The sequence below is a fragment of the Nocardia sp. CA-084685 genome (assembly GCF_050955785.1).
Lineage (GTDB): Bacteria > Actinomycetota > Actinomycetes > Mycobacteriales > Mycobacteriaceae > Nocardia.
The window spans coordinates 4659200-4685576 of the sequence record NZ_CP192094.1 but is presented as its reverse complement, the minus strand read 5'-3'; the positions used below and the strand labels follow the sequence as shown (position 1 = coordinate 4685576).

The 26377-nt window shown below is 65.3% G+C and carries 21 protein-coding genes; 9 read left to right on the top strand and 12 right to left on the bottom strand.

Going from position 1 to position 26377, the window contains the following annotated elements; all coding sequences use genetic code 11:
- Position 1: 1 nt before the first annotated feature.
- Positions 2-145, bottom strand: coding sequence for a hypothetical protein (locus ACQP2U_RS21255; RefSeq protein ID WP_433716264.1), 144 nt, complete (start codon positions 143-145; stop codon positions 2-4).
- Between the two features lie 582 nt (positions 146-727).
- Here ACQP2U_RS21255 and ACQP2U_RS21250 point away from each other — a divergent pair.
- The 5 genes from ACQP2U_RS21250 (at position 728) to ACQP2U_RS21230 (ending at position 7094) form a co-directional block, all read left to right on the top strand.
- Entirely contained in the window at positions 728-1324 is a 597-nt protein-coding gene (locus ACQP2U_RS21250; protein ID WP_433716263.1) for a DUF308 domain-containing protein, read from the top strand.
- A gap of 69 nt (positions 1325-1393) precedes the next feature.
- The gene (locus tag ACQP2U_RS21245; protein WP_433716262.1) at positions 1394-2812 is read left to right on the top strand and encodes a S8 family serine peptidase; all 1419 of its coding nucleotides are present in this window, start codon (positions 1394-1396) and stop codon (positions 2810-2812) included.
- Positions 2813-3337: 525 nt separating this feature from the next.
- Positions 3338-4726 carry a three-helix bundle dimerization domain-containing protein gene (locus ACQP2U_RS21240; protein ID WP_433716261.1) on the top strand — a complete coding sequence of 463 codons (1389 nt, stop codon included), beginning with the start codon at positions 3338-3340 and terminating at the stop codon, positions 4724-4726.
- A 267-nt stretch (positions 4727-4993) separates the two neighbouring features.
- On the top strand, positions 4994-5773 hold the full coding sequence (locus ACQP2U_RS21235) for a hypothetical protein (RefSeq protein WP_433716260.1): 780 nt from the start codon (positions 4994-4996) through the stop codon (positions 5771-5773).
- 103 nt (positions 5774-5876) lie between these two features.
- Positions 5877-7094 (top strand): DUF418 domain-containing protein, encoded by a 1218-nt coding sequence (locus ACQP2U_RS21230; RefSeq protein WP_433716259.1) that lies wholly within the window; start codon positions 5877-5879, stop codon positions 7092-7094.
- Between the two features lie 114 nt (positions 7095-7208).
- Here the strand turns inward: ACQP2U_RS21230 and ACQP2U_RS21225 are convergent, their stop codons facing one another.
- From ACQP2U_RS21225 to ACQP2U_RS21215, 3 genes are all read right to left on the bottom strand, one after another.
- Positions 7209-8048 carry an alpha/beta fold hydrolase gene (locus ACQP2U_RS21225; RefSeq protein WP_433716258.1) on the bottom strand — a complete coding sequence of 280 codons (840 nt, stop codon included), beginning with the start codon at positions 8046-8048 and terminating at the stop codon, positions 7209-7211.
- Positions 8045-8635 (bottom strand): TetR/AcrR family transcriptional regulator, encoded by a 591-nt coding sequence (locus ACQP2U_RS21220; RefSeq protein WP_433716257.1) that lies wholly within the window; start codon positions 8633-8635, stop codon positions 8045-8047. Before ACQP2U_RS21220 ends, ACQP2U_RS21225 begins: the two co-directional genes overlap by 4 nt.
- Positions 8636-8841: 206 nt before the next feature.
- Positions 8842-9024: a hypothetical protein gene (locus tag ACQP2U_RS21215; protein ID WP_433716256.1), complete on the bottom strand. Its 183-nt coding sequence runs from the start codon at positions 9022-9024 to the stop codon at positions 8842-8844.
- Between the two features lie 12 nt (positions 9025-9036).
- Between ACQP2U_RS21215 and ACQP2U_RS21210 the strand changes: the two genes are divergently transcribed.
- Positions 9037-10479 carry a flavin-containing monooxygenase gene (locus ACQP2U_RS21210; RefSeq protein ID WP_433716255.1) on the top strand — a complete coding sequence of 481 codons (1443 nt, stop codon included), beginning with the start codon at positions 9037-9039 and terminating at the stop codon, positions 10477-10479.
- Positions 10480-10734: 255 nt separating this feature from the next.
- Here ACQP2U_RS21210 and ACQP2U_RS21205 read toward each other — a convergent pair whose 3' ends face one another.
- Positions 10735-12744, bottom strand: coding sequence for a polyprenyl synthetase family protein (locus tag ACQP2U_RS21205; RefSeq protein WP_433716254.1), 2010 nt, complete (start codon positions 12742-12744; stop codon positions 10735-10737).
- A gap of 50 nt (positions 12745-12794) precedes the next feature.
- Here ACQP2U_RS21205 and ACQP2U_RS21200 point away from each other — a divergent pair, with 50 nt between their 5' ends.
- From ACQP2U_RS21200 to ACQP2U_RS21190, 3 genes are all read left to right on the top strand, one after another.
- Positions 12795-13100, top strand: a complete 306-nt coding sequence (locus ACQP2U_RS21200) for a hypothetical protein (RefSeq protein ID WP_433716253.1) — start codon at positions 12795-12797, stop codon at positions 13098-13100.
- Positions 13101-13818: 718 nt separating this feature from the next.
- Positions 13819-14649, top strand: coding sequence for an alpha/beta fold hydrolase (locus ACQP2U_RS21195; protein WP_433716252.1), 831 nt, complete (start codon positions 13819-13821; stop codon positions 14647-14649).
- A gap of 282 nt (positions 14650-14931) precedes the next feature.
- Complete coding sequence (locus tag ACQP2U_RS21190; RefSeq protein WP_433716251.1) at positions 14932-15669, top strand: SDR family NAD(P)-dependent oxidoreductase; 738 nt, start codon at positions 14932-14934, stop codon at positions 15667-15669.
- A gap of 113 nt (positions 15670-15782) precedes the next feature.
- Here the strand turns inward: ACQP2U_RS21190 and nuoN are convergent, their stop codons facing one another.
- Genes nuoN through ACQP2U_RS21155 form a run of 7 tightly spaced genes read right to left on the bottom strand, consistent with a single transcriptional unit; the run spans position 15783 to position 26364 of the window.
- Entirely contained in the window at positions 15783-17393 is a 1611-nt protein-coding gene (gene nuoN, locus ACQP2U_RS21185) for an NADH-quinone oxidoreductase subunit NuoN (RefSeq protein WP_433716250.1), read from the bottom strand.
- Positions 17390-19009, bottom strand: coding sequence for an NADH-quinone oxidoreductase subunit M (locus tag ACQP2U_RS21180; protein ID WP_433716249.1), 1620 nt, complete (start codon positions 19007-19009; stop codon positions 17390-17392). Before ACQP2U_RS21180 ends, nuoN begins: the two co-directional genes overlap by 4 nt.
- Complete coding sequence (nuoL, locus tag ACQP2U_RS21175) at positions 19006-20892, bottom strand: NADH-quinone oxidoreductase subunit L (protein ID WP_433716248.1); 1887 nt, start codon at positions 20890-20892, stop codon at positions 19006-19008. Before nuoL ends, ACQP2U_RS21180 begins: the two co-directional genes overlap by 4 nt.
- 1 nt (position 20893) lies before the next feature.
- Positions 20894-21193, bottom strand: a complete 300-nt coding sequence (gene nuoK, locus ACQP2U_RS21170; RefSeq protein WP_194813637.1) for an NADH-quinone oxidoreductase subunit NuoK — start codon at positions 21191-21193, stop codon at positions 20894-20896.
- Complete coding sequence (locus tag ACQP2U_RS21165) at positions 21190-22062, bottom strand: NADH-quinone oxidoreductase subunit J (protein ID WP_433716542.1); 873 nt, start codon at positions 22060-22062, stop codon at positions 21190-21192. The genes nuoK and ACQP2U_RS21165 overlap by 4 nt, the downstream gene beginning before the upstream one ends.
- An 8-nt stretch (positions 22063-22070) precedes the next feature.
- Positions 22071-23876, bottom strand: coding sequence for an NADH-quinone oxidoreductase subunit NuoH (gene nuoH / locus ACQP2U_RS21160; protein WP_433716247.1), 1806 nt, complete (start codon positions 23874-23876; stop codon positions 22071-22073).
- Positions 23869-26364, bottom strand: a complete 2496-nt coding sequence (locus ACQP2U_RS21155; protein ID WP_433716541.1) for an NADH-quinone oxidoreductase subunit G — start codon at positions 26362-26364, stop codon at positions 23869-23871. Before ACQP2U_RS21155 ends, nuoH begins: the two co-directional genes overlap by 8 nt.
- Between the last annotated feature and the right edge of the window lie 13 nt (positions 26365-26377).

The following is a 26377-nucleotide window of genomic DNA, read 5'->3' as shown; positions in this document are numbered from 1 at the left end:
ATTACTTACCGGAGCCGATGAATGAGTTGAACGTGCCTCGATCAGACGGATTCAGGCGACGCTCGAGCGCAGCACGCAGCGCGGGACTCGCCCCCTCCGGCAGCCGCTCCGGGTTGGTCATAGCAAGCTCGGGAAGATTGCCCATGGTGATACCTCCTGACATAATCCCCGAATCAGCATGAGAAAAGCAGCGCCAGACCGACTCCTGGCCGACAATTCCATGAACTGGACGGGAGATAACTTGATGCCGTGACATGTCGTCAACCTGGCCTCTGAAGTGTATTGCGGCACAATACAATTACCAAAGTCTCCAAACATGGGAAACCAGAGCCCATGACGGGTGCGCGCCAGCCACAAGCGCAGGGCACAAGTGACGCCACGGATCCCTCCGTCGTCGTCACGCTGGGCGAATTCGCCTCCGCCGCAATGGAACTCCACTCAGCCCTCGATACACCGACCCACACCGATATCGCGCTCGGCAATGGTCGAAGCGTTCGGGTCGAGCGAGCCCTACGTCCCGAGCCCGCCACGCGCGGGGCAGACGACTGCCGCCCGAGTAACCGTGCCGTGGCAGCTGGCGAATGGTTGCACCACCCGCGGCATCGTCCTCGCGAGCGACGCTTGACCGCAACCGCAATGCACCGCGACACGCTCAGTCGGCGAAGAAATTCCGCGACCCGAAAGCAAACATTCGGTTATCCGCACCTTGGGGCCATACTATGTAGCTATGCCCGAAAACGAGAGTGCGGGTCAAGGGGTTTCGCTTGCCGACGAGGCTCGGCTGGCGGTATTGGTCGCGGGTATCGGCTCCGTGGTTCTCGGAGTGCTGATCGCCGTGTGGCCGGACAAGACCGAGCCGATGGCGGAGTTGCTATTCGGCCTCTATCTACTATTGAGCGCTGCGCTGCAGCTGATCATCGCGATGGCCACCCGGTTCTCAACGGCGCTGCGGATATTCGTGCTCTTCAGCGGCGCCGTCTCGATTGCGTTGGCGGTGATGGCATTCCACAGCGCGGATTCGATCCTGCTGCTCGCGGTATGGATCGGTCTGGGCTGGGCCGTGCGCGGAATCACGCAGGCAACCGTGGCGGTCTGGGCCGATGAGTTGCCCGAGGGTGGCTGGCAAGAGATCTTCGGCCTACTGACCATGATGGTGGGATTCATCATGATCGCCCTGCCGTTCGATTCGCTGGACGTCCTCGGCATGGCGGCCGGTGGCTGCGCGATCGTGATCGGCATGCTGGAAATTCTCACGGTCGCGCGTGGAAACGGCGAGGTCGATCCGGTCGCGCGGGCCGCACGGATTCCGGCGGCGCCGAACTGAACTGGCGCACACCCGAGTTGGTGTTCGATCGCGCTGGCGCGATGATCATGGGACGGGTTGACTGTCGTCATGGCACGCACCGATAGTGGTTCGGAACTGATCGTCGTCACCCACGGTGCCCGGGCGGGTATCGATCCGAATGCGGTGCGCGAAAGTCTCGCGGCGCAATCGCGGCTGGTCGAACTGCTGCCGGAAGGCGGTGCGCCGGTGCGCATTTTCGGACCGCCCCATCGATTGCCGCGGCGGATCGCGGGCACCGCTCAGGAGGACGTGGGCGCGGAATATCTGAACTACTTCGCCGTGCGCGGGATCAGGGATGAACTCGAGGCAGTCGCGGAGCGACTGCGCGCCGATGACGCGGTCGAGGCGGCCTATGTCAAACCGCCCGCGGAACCGCCGATCGCGCCACCGGTCGTACTGGCCGATATCGCGGCCCGTCGGCTGGAGGACGCGCCGCCCGTGACACCGAATTTCGAAGCCCGGCAAGGTTATCTGGACGCCGCGCCGCAAGGTGTGAACGCGCGCTGGGCCTGGACCCGACCCGGCGGCCGCGGCACGGGCGTGCGCATCGTGGATGTGGAAGGCGCGTGGCGATTCACCCACGAAGACCTGCTGGCGAACCAGGGTGGAGTGATCGGCGGTGCGTCGTCGACGGATGCGGGCTGGCGCGATCACGGCACCGCGGTGGCCGGGGAGATCAGCGGTGATGTGAACACCTTCGGTATCACCGGGATTGCCGCCGATGCCGCCATCCGCGCGGTCTCGGTTTTCGACGCGGGCTCCGCGGCCGCCATCCGCACAGCTGCCGACGCACTGAGCGCGGGCGACATCATCCTGCTCGAACTGCATCGCCCCGGACCGCGCAACAACTTCCAGAATCGCGAGGACCAGGCCGGATACATCGCGATCGAGTGGTGGCCCGACGATTGGGCGGCCATCCGCTACGCGATCGGACGCGGTGTCATCGTCGTGGGCGCGGCAGGCAACGGTTCGGAAGACCTCGACAGCGCCCTGTACGACACCCGCCCCGCCGACTTCCCGACCTCCTGGCACAATCCGTTTCGGGGCGGCGCCGCCGACTCCGGCGCCATCCTGGTCGGCGCGGGTGCCCCGCCACCGGGATTCCACGGCCGCGACCACGGGCCCGCACGCTCGCGACTGGCCTTCTCCAACTACGGATCCCGCGTCGACGCACAGGGCTGGGGCCTCGAGGTCACCACTACCGGATACGGCGATCTGCAGGGCGGCGCCGACGAAGACTACTGGTACACGGACACGTTCAGCGGAACCTCCAGCGCATCCCCGATTGTCGTCGGCTCCATCGCCAGCTACCAAGGCATGGCCGCCGCAGCCATCGGGCGCAAAACACCAGCGGAGGTGCGGGTGCGACTGCGGACAACAGGTTCACCCCAACTCGACGCTCCAGGCCGCCCCGCGACCCAGCGGATCGGCAACCTGCCCGACATCCAGGCGATGATCGCACCGTAGATCAGCGGACGCGCCGCTCACGCATCCGCCACCGAGGCGTCGCGTTCACTGACCTCGAGAACTCGGGTTGTCGGCGCTGACGAGCTTGCCGGCGTGGTTTTCGGTGCGGAGCTCGGCGACGGGGCTGCCGTCACGGTCGACGAGACCGCCGCGTTGCTCGCCTGTTCGTGAACGACTGCCGGTCCGACGCGACGCGCGGGTGGAGATGGAAACTTATGGACAACGTTTAGTAGCGAAAGGTAAATGGCCCGTTGAACTTTCGGCGTGCATTCGGCGTTGTTCAGGGTTCGGGTCAACCATCGACGAGCCGACATTCGGGCCGCGATTCCCCGCCCTGACCTGGACGGCAGTGGCACCTAGCGCTCAGCGGCAGATGTCCACGGGCACAGTCGAAGTGGGATCCAACCGCCAGCGATGGGGGGTTTCACCGGTGTAGTCCCGGCCGAAAATTTCGGTAGGGTTCGGCGGCGCGGACGGGGTGGATCCGTCGCGACCGGAGATCGATGTGACGCCGAGGAGACTGTGGTGGGTGTCGTTACTGTCCGCGAAGAGCAGGCAATTGCGCGGTTGACCGACCGCCTGGTCGACGACTACCCGGCCGATCAGGTCGAGAGCGCGGTGGGTACGGCGCGGCAGCGGTTCGAAGGCCATCCGGTGCGGGAATTCGTTCCGATTCTGATCGAACGGATCGCCCGCAGGGAACTCGAGGCCTCGACAAAACAGGTCGAGACGGAAAACGTTGCTGCGCAGCGGGACCCGAACCAACAGCCCGATCCGGCGCGGGGGATGAGCCGAATCCGCACAGCTGGCGCCGAATTCGCCGCGGACAAGCGGCTCATGGCGCTCGCGGCGGCGGTTCTGGTCGTTGTTCTCGCGTTGGTCGTCGCCTTCGCGGTGCGCCAGCCCGACCAGCCCACTGCGACTAGCGCGACAGCCGCGCTGACCACCGTGCACGGGGTGGTCGGCTCGGAGAAGATGGCCTTCTTCGACGATCCGCGCGTTGTGGAAGCCCTGGCCCACAAGGGCCTCGAGGCGCGGGTCGATCCGGCCGGATCGCGACAGATCGCGACCTCTGTCGATCTCGGGAACTACGACTTCGCATTTCCGTCGAGTGCGCCTGCGGCGGAACGGATTCAGCGGGCACGCAATATCAGCACCAAGTACACGCCGTTCTCCTCACCCATGGCGATCGCGACCTACCAGCCCATCGCCGAGTTGCTGACCGCGGCGGGCGTGGTGCGTCCGGGGCCCGTGCCGACCTTCGATATGGCCAGGTACCTCCAACTCGTGCGCAACGATGTCGAATGGGACAAACTCCGCGACAACACCGTCTACCCGGTGCACAAGAACATCCTGGTCTCCACGACCGACCCGCGGACCTCCAACTCCGCCGCCATGTACTTGGCCATCGCCAGCCACGTCGCCAATGACAACACCATCGTGCAGGGCCCGGCCGCCGAGCAGGCCGTGCTGCCGACGGTGTCGCGGCTGTTCGTGCGCCAGGGGTACACCGAGAACTCCACCGACGGCCCGTTCCGCGAATACCTGGCTGCGGGTATGGGCCCGACGCCGATGGTCTGGATCTACGAAGCCCAGTTCGTCGAGGCGAGCGTGCGCGGCCAGATCAAACCCGGCATGGTGCTGATCTACCCGTCCCCGACCGTGGTCTCCCAGCACACCCTGGTGCCACTCACCACGCCTGGCGATCGCATCGGCCGCCTGCTGGCCACCGACCCCGACCTGCAGCGACTCGCCGCCGAACACGGATTCCGCACCAGCGAGCCCAGCCGATTCGCCAAGGTCGCCGCCGACAACCACGTTCCGGTGGCCGGCGAGGTGATCGATGTGATCGACACTCCCACCATCGACACCCTCGAACACCTCATCGACAGCGTCACCAAGTCCTACAACTGAGATCGCATTCGAGGCGGCGGGCCACTGCGCACACCTCGGGTGCCGAGCCATGCGCCGTCTTCTCCGCCAGGGCATTTACCGGCGACCCATATGTCCAGGTCATGACCGATTGCCGAGGCGGCACGATCGGAGGATCGTGGACACAAAAGGGACATACCGGTTCGGAGGTCGAGTAGCGGGGGTCGGGGGATTCGAGTAGCCGGACACTCGTGGCAGGAGGGTGTACTCGGGCCACGCTATGGGAGGGGATGAAGAAAGGAGCGTCCCATGAGCGGGATGTTCACCAGGACGGCCAGATATACGGCCAGATATGCGGGTCCATATCGGTCGGCACCGACGGTCGGCACGCACGGGATGGTGGTTTTCGGGACCGGCACCGACTGCTTTTTCTCCCATCGGCCCATGTTCTTTTCGCCATTCGACTTCCAGGTACTAGTCGACGTCGAATTGGACGAGCGCGGTAGTCGGGCACTCGGCGCCGACCGGCGCACCGGATTCCGCGGCGGACACGCCTTCGAACCGGCGGACCTTTCGCTCGCCGAGCTCGATCCGCGCGCGGATAGCCCGCGAACTACATTCCAGGGCAACCTGATTCGCGGGCATCTGGATCGCCGCGGCATCGTGATCGCACGCGATGTCGTGGCCACCGTGCGCAACGTCGTATCCTTCACACAGCTCGATCCGCATCCCGTGCGGACCGCGGAATTGCTGACTCATCTGTGCTTCGGCCGGGCGGGCAAAATGTATGTGGCGCACCGGATCGGACGGCGTCCCAGCTTCGATCAAATCGTCTCGGTCCGGTTGATCCCCGGCACCGTCACCGACCTGGTCGGTGCTCCGCTGTCCGTTGATGTCACCGAATTGGTATTCGATCAGGCGCAGCCGATCATCCTGGGACAGCGAGATTTCGCGGGGCAGCGGTTGCGGGTCGGCGAGATCGCGGTGGCCGCATTCCATGCGACCGATACCGCCGACGGGAAGCAGGGCTTCCTCGTCGACATCGCCATTGAGCGGCAGCTCTACTTGGAGGTCGCCGACCTGGTGTGATGTCAATACGCCGGAGGTAGCTGCTCGGGGCGGATCCGGTCAGGGTGCGAATCGGTCGGTGGGAGGACGACCGGGCGAAGTCCGGCCGCTTAATCTTGCGATCATGTCCGAATCGGTCGTAGCCGCATCCGCATCGCGGCGGATAGCCGAAGTAGACATACTCCGGGGATTCGCACTCTTCGGGATCCTCATTGTGAATGTCGCCGTCGCCACGCTGCTCTGGTCGTTCGGCGGCTCCGCGGACGATCCGCGACCGGGATTCGACGGGCCATTCGACCATTTCGTCAACGCGGTGGTGGAGGCGCTGTTCAGCGGCAGGTTCTATCTACTGTTCGCATTCTTGTTCGGCTATTCGTTCACCCTGCAGATCGCGGCCGCGCAGCGGGCCGGGGTATCGGCGAATCCGCGGCTGCTGCGGCGATGTGCCGCGTTGATGGTGATCGGGTTGGCGCATGTCTTCCTGCTGTGGATCGGCGACATCCTGACGCTGTACGCGTTTCTGTGTCTGTTTCTGATCCTGCTGCGATGGCTGCGGCCTCGGGTAGCGATCGTTGCCGGGGTTGTGCTGTATCTAGCGTGGTCGATATGGGCGTTTCTGCCGGGTTCCGGTGGCATTGCCGCGGTCGCGGAGCTGCTCGATGTGCTGGCTTTGCACGCGGGTTACACCGGCAGCTTCGGGGAGACCTTCACGATGCAAGTGTCCGAGGCGCCGTTGTGGATCATCCTGATCTGGATCACTCAGGGCGTTCCGGCGCTCGGCATGTTCCTGATCGGGCTGGCGGCCGGCAAGCGCAAGGTGTTCACTGACGTGGAGATGTTGCGCCGCTGGTCAGCTCGGGTATTCCTCGGTGGGCTGGCGGTCGGACTGCCGGTATCGGCGGTGACGTTCTCCGCGGGGATGGGGTGGCTGGAACCGCCGTCGTACTGGAACGGGATTCAGGAAGTAGTCAACCCGCTCATGACGTTCGCCTATATCGCGGGGGTCGTCATGCTGGCGCGATCAGCCCGCACAGTGCGGTATATCGCGCTGCTCGCCCCAGCCGGTCGGATGGCGGCCTCCAACTACATTATTCAGTCGGTGATATTGATGGTGATCTACACCGGCTACGGATTCGCCCTGGCCGATGATGTGCCACCGGCGGGCGTCATCGGGATCGCGTTGCTGACCTATGGCGCGCAGCTCGCCTTCAGTCACTGGTGGTTGCGCGGGCATGAGTACGGTCCGGTGGAATGGGTGCTGCGCTCCGCGACCTATCTGTCGGTTCCGGCTTGGCGGCGGCGGCCGGAATATGTTCCGGTGCAGCGGGATCGACTGGCTTGACGATACTGAGCGTGCATCGGCACGTCGGAACCGGCGATATCTGCCATCTCGACGAAACGCGCACGCTCGGTATCGTTTCCGTTCCGGCTCGGCCTCCGTTGATGGAAACCGGCGTCAACGATCAGCGGTGACCGTCAGCGCTTCCAGCAGAGCACGAGCGAATTCGGTCGGGGTTTCCCGGACTCCACTGTGCCCACCCGGGAACTCCACCAGCGGTCGGTGCAACTCGGTCGCAAGTGTTTGCGCGGTCCGATAAGGGAGTTGACCACGGGTTTCCCGACCCGCGGCCAGCGCAAGGCGGTCCGCTACAGCGGCGAGTGCGGCAGTGTCGGGCCGGTAATCGGTGACCGCGCGCAGTTCATGAGCGAACATCAGCGGCGCGTTGCCCATCAGCCGTCCGAGCATTTCGGCGGTGCGAGCCGGGACCTCGGCCGCATTGGGCAGCGGCTTCGAGGTGACGCCCACCGCCTGCATGAAGCGCCCGCCCGCCACGGCCGGTCCTTGGTCACGGGCGAGTTCGACCACCTCCTCGACCATGGCCCGGTGCGCGTCCGCATCGGGCAGGACCGCGAAGCACGGCGGCTCGTGGGCGACGACCAGGCGCAGCCGTTCCGGATGACGGGCGAGCAAGTCCAGCGCGACGATCGCGCCGCCACTGACCCCGGCGAGATAGGCGAATTCTCCTGCTGGCGTGAGGTGTTCGAGCAGGCGGTACGCGTCATCGCTGAGCACTTCCATCCGCTGGTCCACGGGTTCGGGAGCGTCGAGAACGCTGCGTGAGTAACCACGCGGATCGGCGGCGACGACCGTAAAGTGCTCGGCGAGCGCATCGGCGATCGGGTCGAAGATCCCGGCGTCACCGCCGCTGCCCGGCAACAAGAGCAGCACCGGGCCGTCGCCGCGCACCTCGAAATACAAGGTGGCACCGGGCACTTTCAGGGTTTCGGATCTCACTGCGAATTCGCTTTCTCGTCGGTGGGCCAGTGGGTGAGGGTGACGTGCAAGGCGTCGATGATGCGATCCCAGGAGGCGGCGGTGGAGCGGGCATGACCGAAGCCGCCGCTCGCCTCCAGGTTGGCATATCCGTGAAAAGTGCTGCGCAACAGCCGAACCGCGTCGGTGACATCGGGTTCGTCGAGCCCATAGGCGCGCAGCATCCCATAGGTCAGATCTATGGCCCGCCGTCCGCCGGTCCAATCTGCGGTGACGGCGGGGTCCATCGGCATCTGGGTGGCGGCATAGCGGCCGGGATGTTCCAACGCGTAGCGGCGCCACTCGTCGGCAAATGCCGCGAGTGCGTCCCGTCCCGCACGCCCGGCCACCGCCGCGGCAATGCGGTCGGTCTTCTCGTCACTTGCCAGCATGGCCACCCTGTTGCGCAAGTCTTCGAGGTTCTTGATGTGGGAGTAGAGGCTCGCGTCCTTGACGCCGAACCTCCTGGCCAGTGCGGCGACGGTGAGGTTGTCGAAGCCGACCTCATCGGCGAGTTCCGCCGCGGCCATGGTGATCCGCTCGGTGGTCAACCCGGCGCGTGGCGACATCACAGCTCCTAAAACTATGGTACCTAGTTTATATCCTAATACTCCTAGCTTTGGCTAGTGTTCACCCAGGAATCCTGAAGCCGTTCCCAGCCGCAAAGTAGAGTTCGGAGTGGGTCGATGGAGAAAGGCCGACCTATCTCCCATGCGCCCCGGCTCGCCGCCAGTACCGTGGCTGGAGTCACGAACGCGACCCGTGTGTGGTGTGCTCAGCCTGTGACCGCTACGGCAGGTTCGGCCCGCAGGTAGCTGTAGACGGTTTCGCGGTCGATACCGAATTCCTTGGCCAGCAACGATTTCGATTCACCAGCAGCGGCGCGGCGCGCAGCCGGTCGGCCAATCCCGTTGGTGGACTGGTTATCACAGCGCCAGCGCATCAGAGGATGCGGCACTAGGCTGAGTATGTGGCTGTAGTCATCGTCGGTGCAGGATTCGGTGGGGTGGCGATGGCGTTGGAGCTCGTGCGCTCCGGTCATCATGATTTCGTCATCCTGGAGAAGGCCTCCGAGGCAGGGGGAGTCTGGCGGGAGAACACCTATCCAGGTGCGGCATGCGACGTTCCGTCGCCGTACTACTCGTTCTCATTCGCCCCGAATCCCAGTTGGCCGAGACGGTATTCGGAGCAGCGCGATATCAAGGACTACCTGAACCGGCTGATGGATGACTACGGTCTGCGCCCGCACATCCGGTTCGACACAGAGGTAACCGGCGCGGACTTCGATGCGGCAACGCGACGGTGGCGAATCGAGACGAACACTGGCGAGACTTTGGATGCTGACGTGTTCGTGCCCGCCACCGGCCAGCTGTCCCGCCCGGCAATTCCGGCGATCTCGGGCCGGGAGTCATTTGCGGGCGTCAGCTTCCATTCCGCGGAGTGGAATCACGATTACGAACTCGCCGGCAAGCGGGTGGCGGTCATCGGAACCGGTGCGAGCGCCGTCCAGTTCGTGCCGCGGATCCAGCCGGTGGTGGCCAATCTGACGGTCTTTCAGCGATCGGCTCCGTACATCCTGCCGAAGCCGGACACCGCGTACGGTCGTCTGCACCGGTTGACTTTTCGGCGGAGGCCGCTGCTGCAAAGCGTGGAGCGGCTGCTGTGCTGGTCGGGCGGGGAACTTGCCGCCTTGGGCCTCGCGGGGAATCGAAGCATCGCCCGCTTTGTCGGCTGGATTGCGAAATGGAATCTGCGCATCCAAATTCCGGACGAGAAACTGCGGGCGGCGCTGACGCCGGACTATCCGATCGGGTGCAAGTGTGTGCTATTCGGCAACAACTTCTATGCCGCGCTCACCGAAACCAATGTGCACGTGGTGACCGAGGCCATCACCGAGATCACCCCCCGAGGAATCCGGACTGCCGACGGTGTTGTGCACGACGTCGATGCCATTATCTACGGGACAGGTTTCCTGCCGCAGGAACTGTTGGCGCCGATGAAGATCCGAAATCACAACGGTCGCGACCTGCACGATGTGTGGGCCGCAGGCGCGCGGGCCTACCTAGGCATCGCGGTACCCGGTTTTCCGAATCTGTTCATCATGTATGGCCCGAACACCAATCTCGGCTCCGGGTCGATCATCTATATGCTCGAACGCCAAGCGCGCTACATCCGCCAACTCATCGAGCATCTCGACACTCGTCCGGGAACCGCGCTCGATGTTCGCGCCGACGTCGAGCGACACTACGATACCGAGATGCAGCGCAGACTCGCCTCGACGGTATGGGCTTGCTGTGCGAGCTGGTATCGCTCCGAAACCGGCCGGATCTCGACGAACTGGCCCGGACTCGTCAGTGAATACGACCGACGCACCCGCCGAGTCGAGATCGCGGACTACCGGCTCATGTCGTAGGCAGAAGTTACGGGCGGTCCAGGGGATAGGGACTATCTGCGGGAAATCCGGCGGTAGCGGCATGGAGCCCCTACCCCAACAGCGCCCGACCTCAACTTTGACCTGAGTGGCTGTGCCGACGAATTCCGACGTCGCGATGTCGAGCTGGGCATGAGCTACCTCGAATAGCCCGGCTGGAGGCGTGACCTTCCCGAAAGCGTCCCCGGCGACCACCACGGTCGATCGCGGGGGACACCTGCTTTGCCGGCAGCGGGTTTACGGCGCGGTAGTAGCCGGTTCGTCGGCCCAGTAGTAGATCTCACGGCGCAAGCGTTCCAAGTCCGGCGCCGCGGCCGCGGAGGTCGGCTCGTACCGATCGCTCTCACGCCCCCAGAGCCCCACGTTCGCCATGTTCACATACAACTCCGCGTAGTCCTTCCCCCGGCCCGACAGGCCCGGAAGTACGCGGAAGAGCGCGGGGACGTAGCGGATCAGCGACTCGAGCTGGGCGCGCTGCTCGGCCACCTGGCGCTGCACCTGCTCGACGGCTTCGCGGCGGGTGCAGCCGGTCTCGTGACGGACCGCCCGCACCAGGTTGTAAGGGACTTGATCGGCCTCGTCCTGATCCAATCCCACCAGGTCGTTCTCCACGAAGGTCACCCAGAAGCCGAGTTCCTCGAGACGGCGGATCACGGGATGGTTGCGCAGCTTCAACGGCAGCTCCCGGTCCTGGTACACCTCCACACAGGCGATGATGGTTTCCATCCCACTGGTCGACATTCGCAGCGGCAGATAGTCGGCCGTGGAGGGGATATAGCCGCCAATGCGGTGGTGCGCTTCACGTTCGGCGGCTTCGAACCAGTCCTCGATGCCGTCGAGGAACCGCTCCTGCCAGCGGATGCTCCGGCCCTCCCGTAGGCGCGGCCACAAACTCGCCCACGCCGTCGGGATCGCACCGGACCGCCACGGTTTCTCCGGGTCCTGGCGCAGTACTGCCACCATGCCACGCCTCAGCGCGGTAACGGCTTCCGGGTCCCTCAACTGCGGATCCTCGAAGAGGTCGTCCCACATCAGGGTCAGCACCGCCATGGCGTAGGCGGTCTGTTCACGAGCCGCGTCCGCTGCTGGGGCCAAAATCGGTACCGGGCTCCGGATCGCTCCTATCCACCGGTGGTAGTCGGCCTCGGCCGGGGTAAGGGCAAGGCCGGTGTCCACCAGCCAGCTCCTCAACCATTGCGCGACCCCCTGCGGGAGCCCATCACTGTGAACTCCGGCGGCCTGCGTCGACTGCCGGGGGACCGCGGGACCAGGAGTTCGCCGGTGGAGTATGGACCGGACGTAGGCGTTCATCGCCTGGCGGGCGCGCGGGTCAACGGGTAGGGCGGTGAGCTGACCGGCGGCCTGGTCGATGAATTCCTCGGCCCTCGCTTGTGCTTCGTCCACGGCGCCGGAGGCGACGACGAGCTCGCGGGCGCGGGCGGCTTGGTCTCGCGTCATTCGTCGGTTCAGCAGGCGGGCAAGATCCTGATCGCGGGCAGCCGCGCGGATGACGGGAAGTGTGTAGATGCCCTCGGACAGATCCGCGTTGACCGGCTTGCCCATTTCTTCGGCGGTCGAGGTCAAATCGAGGATGTCGTCATAGAGCTGGTAGGCCAACCCGAAGTGCCGACCGAACAGCGCCAGCGCCTCTTCCTCATCCTCGGAGCGGTCGGCCTGCATCGCGCCGACCCGGCATGCCAGCGACAGTACCGCCGCCGTTTTGCCGTCGATCGCGTCCAGGTAGGACTGCTCGCTTCGAGAGGCCACATAAAGGTCGGCGGCCTCGAGCACCATGCCCGCGCACATCTGCTCACCCGCGATCGTTGCCGCGAGAACTTCGCGCCCGCCGAGCTCGGCCAGCATGCGCATGCCCGAGAACGTCACCGAGTCCCCACCCAATACCGCCATATGTGAACCCCACACCACGTTGGCACTGGGACGGCCTCGACGCTCGTAGGCATGATCTACGACGTCGTCGTGGTAGAGCGAACCCAGATGCATCAACTCCACAGCGGCAGCGGCGCGCACCACCCGGTCGTCGGCAGGGACCGCGGGATCGGTGAGCAGGTAGTACGACAACAGGGTCAAAGTGGGACGAACCAGACGGCGAGAGCTGTCGGGCCCCTCATCTGTGAGTGCGGTCAGCTCGGGCCTGCCCCGCAACTGCACGGGGCCCAGAACGTCACGGACGCGGGCCAGGTCCACCTCCAGATGTGGGAAGACAGCCGAATCGATTTCATGTGGCACGCGGGCACTCCTGACTGGGTACATCGGTCATCTACACACACCGTTGCTCAGTGGAATTTGACACCACTTCGGCGCGGAAGGTGTTGATATCGGCCAATTTCGACGTATCCGTCACAAAGGTGATGTCGGTTGATGAGTGCCGTTGGGGCGAGTACCTCCTCGATCGACCCGACATCCACCAGCGCTTGCCACTCCAGCGAATCGTTGCTCTCCACCACAGTGATTCGGCCCGGCCGCATCACCAGCTCGCGGAAGATTTTCCGGCGTTGACCAGCATGACAAGGGCTGGACAACTGATTGAATCGTCCGGCCTATTGTCCGGCTCTGTTCAGCCGACCCGAAAAGCATACGGCTGAGGGCATTCCGGCTCCGACAGTGGCGCGCTTTCAACCTCCGTGGTTGGAGCGACGTCCGGGCGTCGCAAACTCCGTCGCCAATCGGCGTGCGTGGTGATGTCCTATGCCCGAAACGGCCCATACCCATTGTTCGCGAACCCTCTTCGTTGGGTGACCGATTCCGGCAGGATTCTGAAACATCAACGCGCAGAGAAGACTTCGCGCGATAGGCTCGAACTTCACGCAGGGCGGGGGAGGTCGCTGTGCTGCTGTTGATCAACGACGGTTCGGAGCTCTCGCCTGCTGAGGAGCGGCTTGCGCAATGAGCGCTGGGGAGTCCCGGACAGTCCGGGGTGGCGTTGCTGAACGTGAGGTACCGACCGCAGCTACAGTCGCCAGCTCGACGCGCTGATCTGGACGCCACAGCGGTGTATCGCGCTGGAGGTCAAGGGATTCCGCACCCGCCAGGACGGGGTGCTCGTCGTGCCGACCGAACGCGCTGTGGCGGATTGACGCTGAGCGAGTTGTCGATCGACCGGTTGAATAGCCTGGTAGCGATCGGTGCCGCGCGCCGTTGGCCAGCGGCGGCTAGACGCGATATCCCTCTCCGAGCAGACCCACGTGCGCCAATTCGGCTCGGGGAGTCTCGAGCGGGCATTGGTGGCGACCGATTAATTCGTGTGGGCAAGCCGGTCAACATTCTCGGCAGACCCATGACTATTCGTTCGAGGAGATCTTGATGACCCCGACTTCGACCGCCACCGCACACACCCTCGACGTGCCCGGGGCGCGACTGCACTACGAGGTGCGTGGCACCGGACCGCTGGTCGTACTGGTCGGCGCTCCAATGGACGCGGCGGCCTTCGCGCCGCTGGCGGAACTGCTCGCCACCGACCGCACCGTGCTCACCACCGACCCGCGCGGCCATCAGGGCAGCGTGCTCGACAACCCCGAACAGGACTCGACACCGCAGCTGCGCGCCGACGACCTGGCCTGTCTCATCACCCACCTCGGCGTCGGCCCCGCGGTGGTATTCGGTTCCAGCGGCGGCGCGGTGACCGCATTGGCACTGGCCCAATCCCAGCCGGAACTGGTCACCACCGTGATCGCGCACGAACCACCACTGGGTGAACTGCTCGAGGACAGCGACCAGTTGCGCGCTGGAACCGAGGACGTCATCGCCACCTACCGTGGCGGCGACGCGCTCGGCGCGTGGCGCAAGTTCATGGTCAATGCGAACATCGTGATGCCGGAACCGGTGCTACAGCAGGTGTTCGGCGGCGAGCGCGACCCGCGCCAGCTGGCCAGCGAACGCTACTGGTTCGATCACGAGTTGCTCGGCACGACCACGTGGGAGCCGAATATCGCTGTGCTGCAATCGACTCCGGCGCGGATTGTGATCGGCATCGGCTCTGAATCGACCGGCCAATATTGCGACCGCACATCGCGGGCGCTCGGTGAAGCTATCGGGGTGACTCCGACCATATTCCCCGGCGGACACACCGGATTCGTCGAGGACCCAGCCACCTTCGCCGTCCGATTGCGCGAGGTACTCGGAGGTGCTCTGTAACAGGCTATGGATTAGCCGCTGTCGGCGAGCACTCCGAAGGTCGGGGTGTTCTGGATAGCGGCCACCACTCCATCGGAATTCGCCGCACCGCCGCTGAACCCGTGCTACCGCGCCCCGCCGTGTGAGCATCGTGCGAATTCTTCGGCAAACGCACCGGATGGTAGCCCAGGGCACCGACCCGGTCGTGGGCATCGAAATGCGTAGGCGCGTTGTACGCCACGATAACCACATTCGCTTGCCTCGATCGTGCTAGGAACGAAATGGCCGTGGCAGGGTGGTGGGATGAATCGTGGTGTGTTGGTGACGGGGGCTTCGCGGGGGATCGGGCGGGCGGTTGCGGTGGCATTCGCCGAGAACGGTGATCGGGTGGCGGTGCATTACTCCTCCGCGCGGGCCGATGCCGAGGAGACATTGCGGCAGTTGCCCGGCGACGGGCATGTGCTCGTCGACGGCGATATCGGTGCGCCGGAAACGGCCGAAGCGATCGTCGCGGCGGCGGTAGAGGAACTCGGCACAGTGCACGTGCTGGTCAACAATGCCGCGGTGAACCTTCCGCATCCCCTCGCGAAAACCTCGTACACGGACTGGCAGGACGTGTGGCGCAAGACCATGGACGTCAACCTGTTCGGCACGGCCAATATCTCCTACTGCGCCGCCCGCCACATGATTGACAACAAGGTGCCGGGCCGCATCATCAATATCGGCTCGCGCGGCGCATTCCGCGGTGAACCCGACTACCCCGCTTACGGTGCCAGCAAGGCAGCCGTCCACGCCCTCGGCCAATCGCTCGCGGTCTATTTGGCCCCCTATGGAATCGCGGTCGCCTCGGTGGCACCGGGTTTCGTCGCAACCGAACGCGTCGCCTCCCGCGTCACCGACGAGGTCCGCGCCCAAAGCCCCTTCGATCGCGTTGCCCAACCCGAGGAAATCGCCTCCGCCGTCCGCTACCTCGCCTCGCCCGAAGCGACCTGGAGCTCCGGCGCGGTCCTGAACGTCAACGGAGCCTCATACCTGCACTGAACCGCGACAGGCTCGACGCGACATGCAGCTCTACGCCACCACGCGATACGCGGGCATTCCTGGAAACACGACACTGCCGCACCCGAGTGGGATGCGGCAGTGTCGTGACGGGGTCAGCGAACGAAAGTCGATGCGCGGTCGGACAAGTCGAGCAGCATTTGCGGGATGATACCGAGCAGCACGGTGGCGCCCGCGGTGAATGCGACGACCGTGGTGGTGAGGAATGGAGAGGCGACGGTCGGGGCGTCGGCAGGTGGGTCGGTGAAGAACATCAAGACGATGACGCGGATGTAGAAGAATGCGGCGATGGCGCTGGATATGACACCGACGATGACCAGATAGGCAGCATCGCCGGAGGCGGCGGCCTGGAAGACCGCGAACTTCGCGACGAAACCACCGGTGAGGGGCAGGCCCGCGAACGAGAGCAGGAACAGCGCGAAAATCGTTGCCAGCCAGGGGGAGCGGCGCCCGAGGCCCGCCCATTGGGACATGGCGGTAGCTTCGTCACCTTCGACATCGCGGACCAGGCTGACGACCGCGAACGCGCCGAGCGTGCCCAGACCGTAGGCCAACAGATAGAACAGGATGGCCGAGGTACCGGCCTCGTTCGCCGCGGCAAGTCCGGTCAGGATGAATCCGGCGTGCGCGACCGAGGAGTAGGCGAGCATGCGTTTGACATCGGTCTGGGTGATCGCCATGATCGCGCCGATCACCATGGTGGCGATGGCGATGGCGGCGAGCACCGGCCGCCAGTCGTCACGCAGACCGGGCACCGCGACCTGCAGCACCCGCAACAGCGCACCGACTGCCGCGATCTTCGTCGCCGCGGCCATGAAGCCGGTCGCCGAACTCGGCGCGCCCTGATACACATCCGGCACCCAGGACTGGAACGGCACCGCACCGATCTTGAACAGCAACCCCACCGCCAACATCGCCACCCCGAGCAACCCCAGGGTGCTGTTCTGCGGATGCTGCGTTATCGCATCGGCGATCCCACCGAGCTTCACCGTCCCCGCCTGCCCGTACAGCAGTGCGACCCCGTAGAGGAAGAACGCGGACGAAAACGCACCGAGCAGAAAGTATTTCAGCGACGCTTCCTGCGAGAGCAGCCGCTTGCGCCGTGCCAGCCCACACAGCAGATACAGCGGCAACGACAACACCTCCAACGCCACGAACATCGTCAGCAGATCATTCGACGCCGGGAACAGCAGTAGTCCCCCGATGGCGAGCATGGCCAGCGGGAACACCTCGGTGGTCGCGACACCCGCACGGACAGCGGCCATTTCACCCGCACTACCGGGCACCGCGGAGGCCTGCGGGGTGAACGCGTCCACCCCACCGCCGACAGCGGCAGCGGCCACACTCCACGTCCCGGGACCCGAACGTACCTGCGGCCGCGGTTGCGCGCCGCGCTCGGCCATGAACAGCAGCGCCAGAATCGACACCACCAGAATCGTGCCCTGCAGGAACAGTGTCACACCGTCGATCGCCACCGCACCGACCATCACGGTCGCCTCGGTCCCGGACAACCGCACCACCGCCACCAGTGCCGCGACCAACCCGGCCAGCCCGAGCGGCACCTGGATGGCATACCGATGCCGGCGCGGCGCGAACGCCTCGACGAGCACCCCGACCACCGCCACCCCGAACACGATCAGCATCGGCGACAACTTGGCGTATTCGATACTCGGCGCGGGCATACTTGCCGCGAGCAGACTGCTCATTTGTGGGCACCTCCGTGATCGGCCCCCGCTGCGGGGATCGCGGGCGTCTTCGGCGCGGGATCGTGGACGCCAATGGTGGTGAGCGTCTGACCCACCGCGGGATTGATGAAATCCAGCACCGGTTTCGGATAGATACCGAGGAACAGCAGCGCCGCGATCAACGGCACCACCACCGCCACTTCGCGCGGCACCAGGTCATAGAGCCGCTCGTTGCCCTCCTTGACCGGCCCGGTCATCATCCGCTGGTACATCCACAGCACATACAGTGCCGCCAATACCAACGCTGCGGTCGCGATCACCGCCGCGAATCCGTAACGGGTGAATGTGCCGAGTAGCACCAGGAATTCGCTGATGAACGGTGCCAGCCCCGGCAGCGACAAGGTGGCGAGACCGGCGATCAAGAAGGTGCCCGCCAGCACCGGCGCCACCTTCTGCACCCCGCCGTAGGCGGCGATGGCCCGAGTTCCCCTGCGCGACACCAGGAATCCCGCGATCAGGAACAGTGCCGCGGTCGAGATGCCGTGATTGATCATGTAGAGCGTGGCCCCGGTCTGCCCCTGACTGGTCATCGCGAAGATACCCAGAATGATGAATCCGAAGTGTGAGATCGAGGTGTAGGCGATCAGCCGCATCACATCGGTCTGTCCGATCGCCAGCAGCGCGCCGTAGATGATGCCGATCACCGCGAGCGTGATCACCAGGGGCGCATAGGTTCCCGAGGCATCCGGGAACAACTGCAGGCAGTAGCGCAACATGCCGAAGGTGCCGACCTTGTCGACCACCGCCATCATCAGCACCGCACTCGACGGCGTCGCCGCCACCGCCGCATCCGGCAGCCAGGTGTGCAACGGCCACAGCGGCGCCTTCACCGCGAAGGCGAACATGAAACCGAGGAACAGGGCATTCAACACCGCAGGACCGGCGCCGAGCTGTCCGGCATTGGCCGCCGCCACCACGGTGCGGAAATCGAAGGTGCCCGACGATCCGGACCCGAGTCCCTGCCGCGCGGTGAGCACATACAGCCCGATCACCGCGGCCAACATGATCAGACCGCCGAACAGGTTGTACAACAGGAATTTCACCGCTGCCCGCGAACGCTGCTGACGATGTGCGAGATCGGCACTGCGCGGTCCGAACCCGCCGATGAGGAAGTACATCGGGACGAGCATCGCCTCGAAGAACACGTAGAACAGCAGAATATCGAGCGAGACAAAGGAAATCAGCACCATCGCCTCGACGAGCAGCGTCAACGCGACATAGGTGTGCGAAACCCGGCGCCCGCTGCCGACCTCGCGCTCATCGTTCCAACCGGCCAGGACCAGCAGCGGCGTCAGCGCCGTGGTGAGCAGCACCAGCACCAGTGCGATCCCGTCCAACCCGAGTGTGTAACCCGCGCCGAAAGCCGGAATCCATTCGTGCGATTCGACGAACTGATATTGCGCCGCACCGGGTTCGAAGCGCACGGCCAAGACGATGCCGAGCACCAGCACCGCCAATGCGACACCGAATGCCAGCCCGCGCGCCAGGGTGCGCCGCGACGCGGGCAACAGCAGCACCACCACCGCGCCGACGACGGGCAACAACCACAGCGTGGTCAACCAGGGATAGTCACTCACCAGAGCCTCACTGCCAGCAGGGCGGCGGCCACCAGTGCCGCGCCGGTGAACATGGACAGGGCATAGGACCGCACGAACCCGGACTGCACCTTCCGGATGCGCCCGGACAGTCCGCCGATCAGTGCGGCGGTCCCGTTGACGATCCCGTCGATGCCGCGGTTGTCGAGGAAGACCAGCGACCGGGTCAGATACGCGCCGGGACGCATGAATACGCCCTCGTTGAACGCATCGCCGTAGAGATCCTTGCGTGCCGCGACGGTCAATGCCGATACGGCTTCCGGCGCGGTCTCGGGAACTTCACGCTGCGCGTACTGGTTGTAGGCGAAGCCGATTCCGATGGCGACCACGAGCAGCGCCAGGGCTGTCACCACGCCCGCGGGCACGACCTCCTCGCCGTGATGCGCCCCGACAACGGGTTCGAGCCAGTTCTGCAGCGACGATCCGAGCACGAACAGCCCACCCGCGGCCACCGAGCCGATCGCGAGCAGGATCATCGGGCCGGTCATCACCGCCGGTGCCTCGTGGGGGTGCGTGTCGGGCTTCCAGCGGCGATCGCCGAAGAACGTCATCAGCATGACGCGCGTCATGTAGAAGGCGGTCAGCCCGGCACCCAGCAGCGTCACCGCGCCCAAGGCCAAACCGCTTGCGCCGCCCTGGTTGAACGCCGCCTCGATGATCCGATCCTTGGAAAAGAAGCCGGCGAACGGCGGCACCCCGATGATCGCCAGATAGCCGAGCCCGAAGGTGATGTAGGTGACCGGTAGCAGTGTGCGCAGCCCACCGTAGCGGCGCATATCGGTTTCGTCGTCCATCGCGTGCATGACCGATCCGGCGCCGAGGAAGAGCCCCGCCTTGAAGAAGCCGTGGGTGAGCAGGTGCATGATGGCGACCGCGTATCCGGCCGGGCCGAGGCCCGCGGCCAGCACCATGTACCCGATCTGGCTCATCGTGGATGCCGCCAGTGCCTTCTTGATGTCGTCCTTCGCGCAACCGACGATCGCACCGAACAACAGCGTCACCGCACCCACCAGCACCACGCCGAGCCGCGCGTTGGGCGCGAGATCGAAGATCGGCCCGGAGCGCGCGATCAGATACACACCCGCGGTCACCATGGTGGCCGCGTGGATGAGTGCGGAGACCGGTGTCGGACCCTCCATCGCGTCACCGAGCCAGGACTGCAGCGGCACCTGCGCGGACTTACCGCAGGCGGCCAGCAGCAGCAACAACCCGATCGCGGTGAGCGTGCCCTCGCCCGCCTGCGGTGCGGTCGCGAACACCGAGCCGAAGTCGATCGAACCGAAGGTCGCGAACATGGTGAACATGGCGATCGCCAACCCCATATCACCGACCCGGTTGACCACGAACGCCTTCTTGGCGGCGGTCGCCGCGGTCGGCTTGTGGTACCAGAAACCGATCAGCAGGTACGAGGCCAGACCGACGCCCTCCCAGCCCAGATAAAGCACCAGGTAGTTATCCGCCAGCACCAGCAGCAGCATGGCCGCGAGGAACAGATTCAGGTAGGCGAAGAATCGCCGCCGTCCCGGATCATGGTTCATATAGCCGACGGAATAGATGTGGATCAGCGACCCGACACCGGTGATCAGCAGCGCGAAACACACCGACAGCTGGTCCAATTGGAGGCTGAAGTCCACCTGCAACCCGTCGACCGGCACCCAGCTGAAAAAGTCCTTGTGGATTGCGCGGGCAGCATCGCCACGGTCGAGCATGTGCAAGAAGGCGACGGCGGCGAAGCCGAACGAGGCCAGCGCGGTGGCACAGCCCAGCAGATGCCCCCACTGATCGCTGTAGCGTCCGACCAGCAGCAGAACGATGGCACCGGCCAGCGGCAGTGCGGGCAGCACCCAGAGCGTTGCGGTATCCACGTCAGAACTTCAGCAGGTTGGCGTCGTCGACCGAGGTCGAACGGCGGGCGCGGAAGATGGTCATGATGATGGCCAGTCCGACCACGACTTCGGCCGCGGCGACCACCATGGTGAAGAACGCGAACACCTGACCGTCCAGGTTCGAATGCAGTCTGGCGAAGGTGACGAAGGCGAGATTGACCGCATTGAGCATCAACTCGATGCACATGAACACCACAATGGCGTTGCGTCGCAGCAGCACACCGGCCGCGCCGATGGTGAACAGCAGGGCCGACAGGAACAGGTAGTTCTCAGGATTCACCGCTTGCCTTCCTCGTCTGCCTCGCGGGCGGGGGTTTCGGACTCGTCGACCTCGGCGGCGAAGGTCGGGGTCGTACCGACCGAGATGACCGCCGCCTCGGTGAGGGCCCTGGTGCGGCGGTGCCGCAGGATGGTGCTGACCGACAGCTCCTCGAAGGATCCGTCCGGCAGCCGCGCCGGAATATCGACCGCGTTGTGCCTGGCGTACACACCGGGTGTCGGCAGCGGCGTGGCGCGATCGGAGGGCCGGGCCGGATCGTAGGCGCCGCGGAAGCGGCGGCGCGAGAGCTCTCGCTGATCCAGGCGCGGCCCGAAATTCTCCCGGTGCGCCAGGATCATCGCGCCGATGGTGGCGGTGATCAGCAGTGCGCCGGTGAGTTCGAAGGCCCACACATATCGGACGAAGATCAGCTCGGCGAGTTGGCCGATCACGTCTTGATAGGCGAATCCCATTGCCGGATGGGTGATTCCGGAGTTGCGGATGCCGTTGGCGATACCGCTGATCAGCAGCAGCCCGAAGCCGAGTCCGACCGCGGCGGCCGAGAGTCGCTGACCGCGCAGTGTTTCCCCGAGCGATTCGGGGGAGTCGACGCCGACCAGCATGAGCACGAACAGGAACAGCATCATGACCGCGCCGGTGTAGACGACGATCTGCACGACGCCCAGGAACAGCGCATCCTGGGCCATATAGAAGGTGGCGAGCACGATCATGGTGGCGGCCAGACAGATCGCCGAATGGACGGCCTTGCCCGCGAATACCATGCCGAGTGCGCCGATGACGGCGAGCGGGCCGAGGATCCAGAATTGGACGGCCTCGCCGGTGGAGGTGTTGGTCAGTGGCTCGGCGGCCAATGTCTGGGCGGCCAGGATGAATTCGGTCACCGCGGGCCTCCTTCCGCGCCCGCGGCGGCGGGCTCCCTATCCGAACCGCCTTCACCGCCCGGCACGTTGCCGCGGTAGTAATCGCCTTCGGTCGAACCGGGATACATGGCGTGCGGCGGTGCGGTCATGCCGGGCTGCAACGGGGCCAACAGCCGGTCCTTCTCATAGATCAGGTCGGCGCGGTTGTTGTCGGCCATCTCGTACTCATTGGTCATGGTGAGCGCCCTGGTCGGGCACGCCTCGATGCACAATCCGCAGCCGATGCAGCGCAGATAGTTGATCTGGTAGACCTCTCCGTAGCGCTCGCCGGGTGAAAAGCGTTCGGTCTCGGTGTTATCCGCGCCCTCGACGTAGATCGCGTCCGCGGGACAGGCCCACGCGCACAGTTCGCAGCCGATGCACTTCTCCAGACCATCCGGATGCCGATTGAGCTGGTGGCGGCCGTGGTAGCGGGGCGCGGTCGGGACCTTCTGTTCCGGATAGGACTCGGTATTGGCCTTCTTGAACATGGTCAGGAAGGTCACCGCGAAGCCCATCAACGGTTCCAGCAGTCCCGCTTTGGGTTCTGGACGCCGTGTCGATGGATGCGGCAGCGGCGGCGTCGGGAATCCGAGGAAGACCGCGGTGCCGGATGCCACCGGCGCGGGTTCCTCGACCGTCGGCGGCGCGCTTTGTTTGCGCCCGGCCCGCAGGAACATCAGCAGGATCAGTCCGGAGATGATGATTCCGCTGATCACCAGCAGCGGCGTCTGGACTTCGTAGCCCTCGTTCTGCAGCAGCCGCGCGGTGGCGACCACCATCACCCACAGCAGCGAGGTCGGAATCAGCAGCTTCCAGCCGAGATTCATGAACTGGTCGTAGCGAAGGCGGGGCAGCGTGCCGCGCAACCAGATGAAGACGAACAGGAACGTCCACATCTTGGCGATGAACCACAGCGCGGGCCACCAGCCGGAATTCGCGCCGTCCCACAGGTTGATCGGGAACGGTGCGTGCCAGCCGCCGAGGAACAGCGTGGTGGCGAGCGCGGAAACCGTTGCCATGTTGATGTATTCGGCCATCATGAACATGGCGAATTTGAGCGAGGAGTATTCGGTGTGGAAGCCGCCGACCAACTCGCCCTCGGCCTCGGGTAGATCGAATGGCGCACGGTTGGTCTCACCGACCATCGACACGCAGTAGATCAGGAACGACGGCAGCAGCAGAAAGACATACCAAGTGCCTTCCTGCGCCTTCACGATCCCGGAGGTAGCCATGGTCCCGCCGAGCAGGAACACCGTCGCGAAGCACAGCGCCATCGCGATCTCGTAGGAGATCACCTGCGCGGTCGAGCGCAACCCGCCGAGCAGCGGATAGGTCGAACCCGACGACCAGCCCGCCAGCACGATGCCGTACACGCCGATCGAGGTGATGGCCAGGATGTAGAGCACCGCCACCGGCAGATCGGTGAGCTGCAGCGCGGTCCGGTGGCCCAGGATCGATACTTCCGGGCCGATCGGGATGACCGCGAACGCCATGAATGCGGGCACCACCGAAATGACCGGCGCCAGAATGAAAATCGGCTTGTCGACGATGGCCGGGACGATATCTTCCTTCAGCGCCATCTTCACACCGTCGGCGACGGCCTGCAGCGTGCCCTTGGGCCCGACCCGGTTCGGTCCGACCCGCATCTGCATCCAGGCCACGATCTTGCGCTCCAGATACACCGCCATCATCGGCGTGAGCAGCAGGAAGGCGAAGATCGCCAGGGATTTCCCGATGACGAGCCACAGCGGGTCGTGACCGAAAAGAGAGAGATCACTCATGACGGTGTTCCTTCATCCTCTCGTCGGCGCGGTACAACTGCACCACGCCGCCCGGCTGGGTGGCGAGCTGTTCGTTGACCGAGCAGCCCGGCGAATTCAGCGGCAGCCACACCACTCGATCGGGCAGATCGGTGATCAGCAGCGGCAGCGTGACGGCGCCGCGATTGGTGGCGACGACGATCGGATCGTCATCGGCGGCACCGATTTCGGCGGCGGTGGCGGGAGACAAGCGCGCGACCGGCGGCCGCGCGACACCGGCCAGATTCGGCTCGCCGTCCTGCATGCGGCCCTGATCCAGCAGCATCCGCCAGCCGGACAGGATGGCGGTGCCGGGATTGGGCTGGGTCACCGGATGCGGCCGATGCGCGGGTGCGGGCGCCGCCGGACCGGCCCAGGCGCCGAGTTCAGCGAGTTCGGCGCGCGCGGATTCGGTATCGGGAAGTCCGAGCGTCACCTTCATCTCGCTCGCGATGGCCTGCAGCACCCGCTGATCGGATAGCGGCGCGGGTTCACGGCGCACCATCGAATCGCCGAGTGCCGCATCGAATTGCCGCGGTCGGCCCTCCCAGGTACGGAAGGTGCCGGATTTCTGCATTGCCGAGGCCACCGGGAAGACGACATCGGCGCGTTCGGTCACCGCGCTGTGCCGCAGCTCCAGGCTGACCACGAAGCGGGCGGCGTCGATCGCCTCCAGCGCCGCTTTGGGATCCGGCAGGTCGGCGATATCGACACCGCCGATGACCAGCGCGCCCAAATTCGGCGCGGCCTCCAGGATGGCTGCGGTATCGCGACCCGCGGTGACCGGCAGTTCGTCGACATTCCAGATGGTGCGAACCTGTTGGCGCGCACGGGGATCCACGACCGGGCGACCACCGGGCAGCAGGCCGGGCAGCGCGCCCGCTTCGACCGCACCGCGTTCACCTGCACGCCGTGGCACCCAGGCCAAGGCGGCACCGGTTTCATCGGCGAGTCGCACGGCCGCGGACAGTGCGCCCGGAATTCCGGCCATCCGCTCACCGACCAGCACGACCGCACCCGGCTGGCGCAATAGCTGTGCGGCTGTCGCCGAAGCGGCGGAATCCGTCTCACCGGTGCGCAGGCCATCGAGCAGATGTGGCTCGGCACCGGGCACGGCTTGCAACAGCGTGCCCGACATCCGGTCCAGCCCGCGCGAAGAGTACGCGGCGAGCGAGAAGATCGGCATACCGCGCTTGCGTGCCGCCTTGCGCAGCCGCAGGTAGATGATCGGTGACTCCTCTTCCGGCTCCAATCCGGCAAGCAGCACGACCGGAGCGCTCTCCAGGGCGTCGTAGTCGACGGTGACACCCTGTCCGGCGATGCGGGCGGCGAGGAAATCCGCCTCTTCGGCCGAATGCACCCGGGTGCGGAAGTCGATGTCATTGGTGCCCAGGGCAACTCGGGCGAATTTGGCGTAGGCGTAGGCGTCTTCCTCGGTGACGCGACCGCCGACCAGCACGCCCGCGCTGCCGAAGGCCGATGCCAGCCCCTCCGCGGCGGCGGCCAGTGCCTCGGACCAGGACGCGGGGGCGAGGTTGCCGTCCCACCCGCGCACCAGCGGTGTGGTGAGCCGGTCGCGTTCGGTCGCGTAGGTGAACGCCCACCGGCCCTTATCGCAATTCCACTCCTCATTGACCTGCGGGTCGTCACCTGCCAAGCGGCGCAGTACTTTTCCGCGTCGATGGTCGGTGCGCTGGGCGCAGCCCGATGCGCAGTGCTCGCAGACGCTCGGGCTGGAGACCAGATCGAAGGGGCGGGCCCGGAACCGGTAACTGGTGCCGGTGAGCGCACCCACCGGGCAGATCTGCACGGTATTGCCGGAGAAGTAGGAGTCGAACGGTTCGGCCTGTGCGGTGCCGACCTGTTCGAGCGCTCCGCGATCCATGAGTTCGATGAACGGATCCCCGGCGACCTGTTGCGAGAAGCGGGTGCAGCGGGCGCACAGCACGCAGCGTTCCCGGTCCAGCAGTACCGCCGTGGACAGCGGAATCGGCTTGGGGTAGGTGCGTTTCACACCATCGAATCGGGTTTCGGGCCGTCCGCTGGACATCGCCTGGTTCTGCAGCGGGCATTCACCGCCCTTATCGCAGACCGGACAGTCGAGGGGATGGTTGATGAGCAGCAGCTCCATCACCCCCTCCTGGGCCTTCGCGGTCGCAGGGGAAGTCAGCTGGGTGCGCACGATCATGCCGTCGGTGACGGTCATGGTGCAGGAGGCGACCGGCTTGCGCTGTCCCTCCACTTCGACCAGACACTGGCGGCATGCGCCGACCGGGTCGAGCAGCGGGTGGTCGCAGAAGCGCGGAATCTGGATGCCGATGAGTTCGGCGGCCCGGATCAGCAGGGTTCCCGCCGGGACGCTGACCTGGGTGTCATCGATGGTGACGGTGATCAGGTCGGCGGGCACGAGTCCGCTTGTATTGGTATTCACAGTGGCAGGCCCACCCGCCACCCGGCCACCGCTCCCCATCGAATCGCTGCGC

What these genes read in the sequence shown, in the direction of transcription:
- ACQP2U_RS21255 (WP_433716264.1), bottom strand. Translation starts at nt 145, where the DNA reads ATGGGCAATCTTCCCGAGCTTGCTATGACCAACCCGGAGCGGCTGCCG.
- ACQP2U_RS21250 (WP_433716263.1), top strand. Translation starts at nt 728, where the DNA reads ATGCCCGAAAACGAGAGTGCGGGTCAAGGGGTTTCGCTTGCCGACGAG.
- ACQP2U_RS21245 (WP_433716262.1), top strand. Translation starts at nt 1,394, where the DNA reads ATGGCACGCACCGATAGTGGTTCGGAACTGATCGTCGTCACCCACGGT.
- ACQP2U_RS21235 (WP_433716260.1), top strand. Translation starts at nt 4,994, where the DNA reads ATGAGCGGGATGTTCACCAGGACGGCCAGATATACGGCCAGATATGCG.
- ACQP2U_RS21230 (WP_433716259.1), top strand. Translation starts at nt 5,877, where the DNA reads ATGTCCGAATCGGTCGTAGCCGCATCCGCATCGCGGCGGATAGCCGAA.
- ACQP2U_RS21220 (WP_433716257.1), bottom strand. Translation starts at nt 8,635, where the DNA reads ATGTCGCCACGCGCCGGGTTGACCACCGAGCGGATCACCATGGCCGCG.
- ACQP2U_RS21195 (WP_433716252.1), top strand. Translation starts at nt 13,819, where the DNA reads ATGACCCCGACTTCGACCGCCACCGCACACACCCTCGACGTGCCCGGG.
- ACQP2U_RS21190 (WP_433716251.1), top strand. Translation starts at nt 14,932, where the DNA reads ATGAATCGTGGTGTGTTGGTGACGGGGGCTTCGCGGGGGATCGGGCGG.
- nuoN (WP_433716250.1), bottom strand. Translation starts at nt 17,393, where the DNA reads ATGAGCAGTCTGCTCGCGGCAAGTATGCCCGCGCCGAGTATCGAATAC.
- nuoH (WP_433716247.1), bottom strand. Translation starts at nt 23,876, where the DNA reads ATGAGTGATCTCTCTCTTTTCGGTCACGACCCGCTGTGGCTCGTCATC.
- ACQP2U_RS21155 (WP_433716541.1), bottom strand. Translation starts at nt 26,364, where the DNA reads ATGGGGAGCGGTGGCCGGGTGGCGGGTGGGCCTGCCACTGTGAATACC.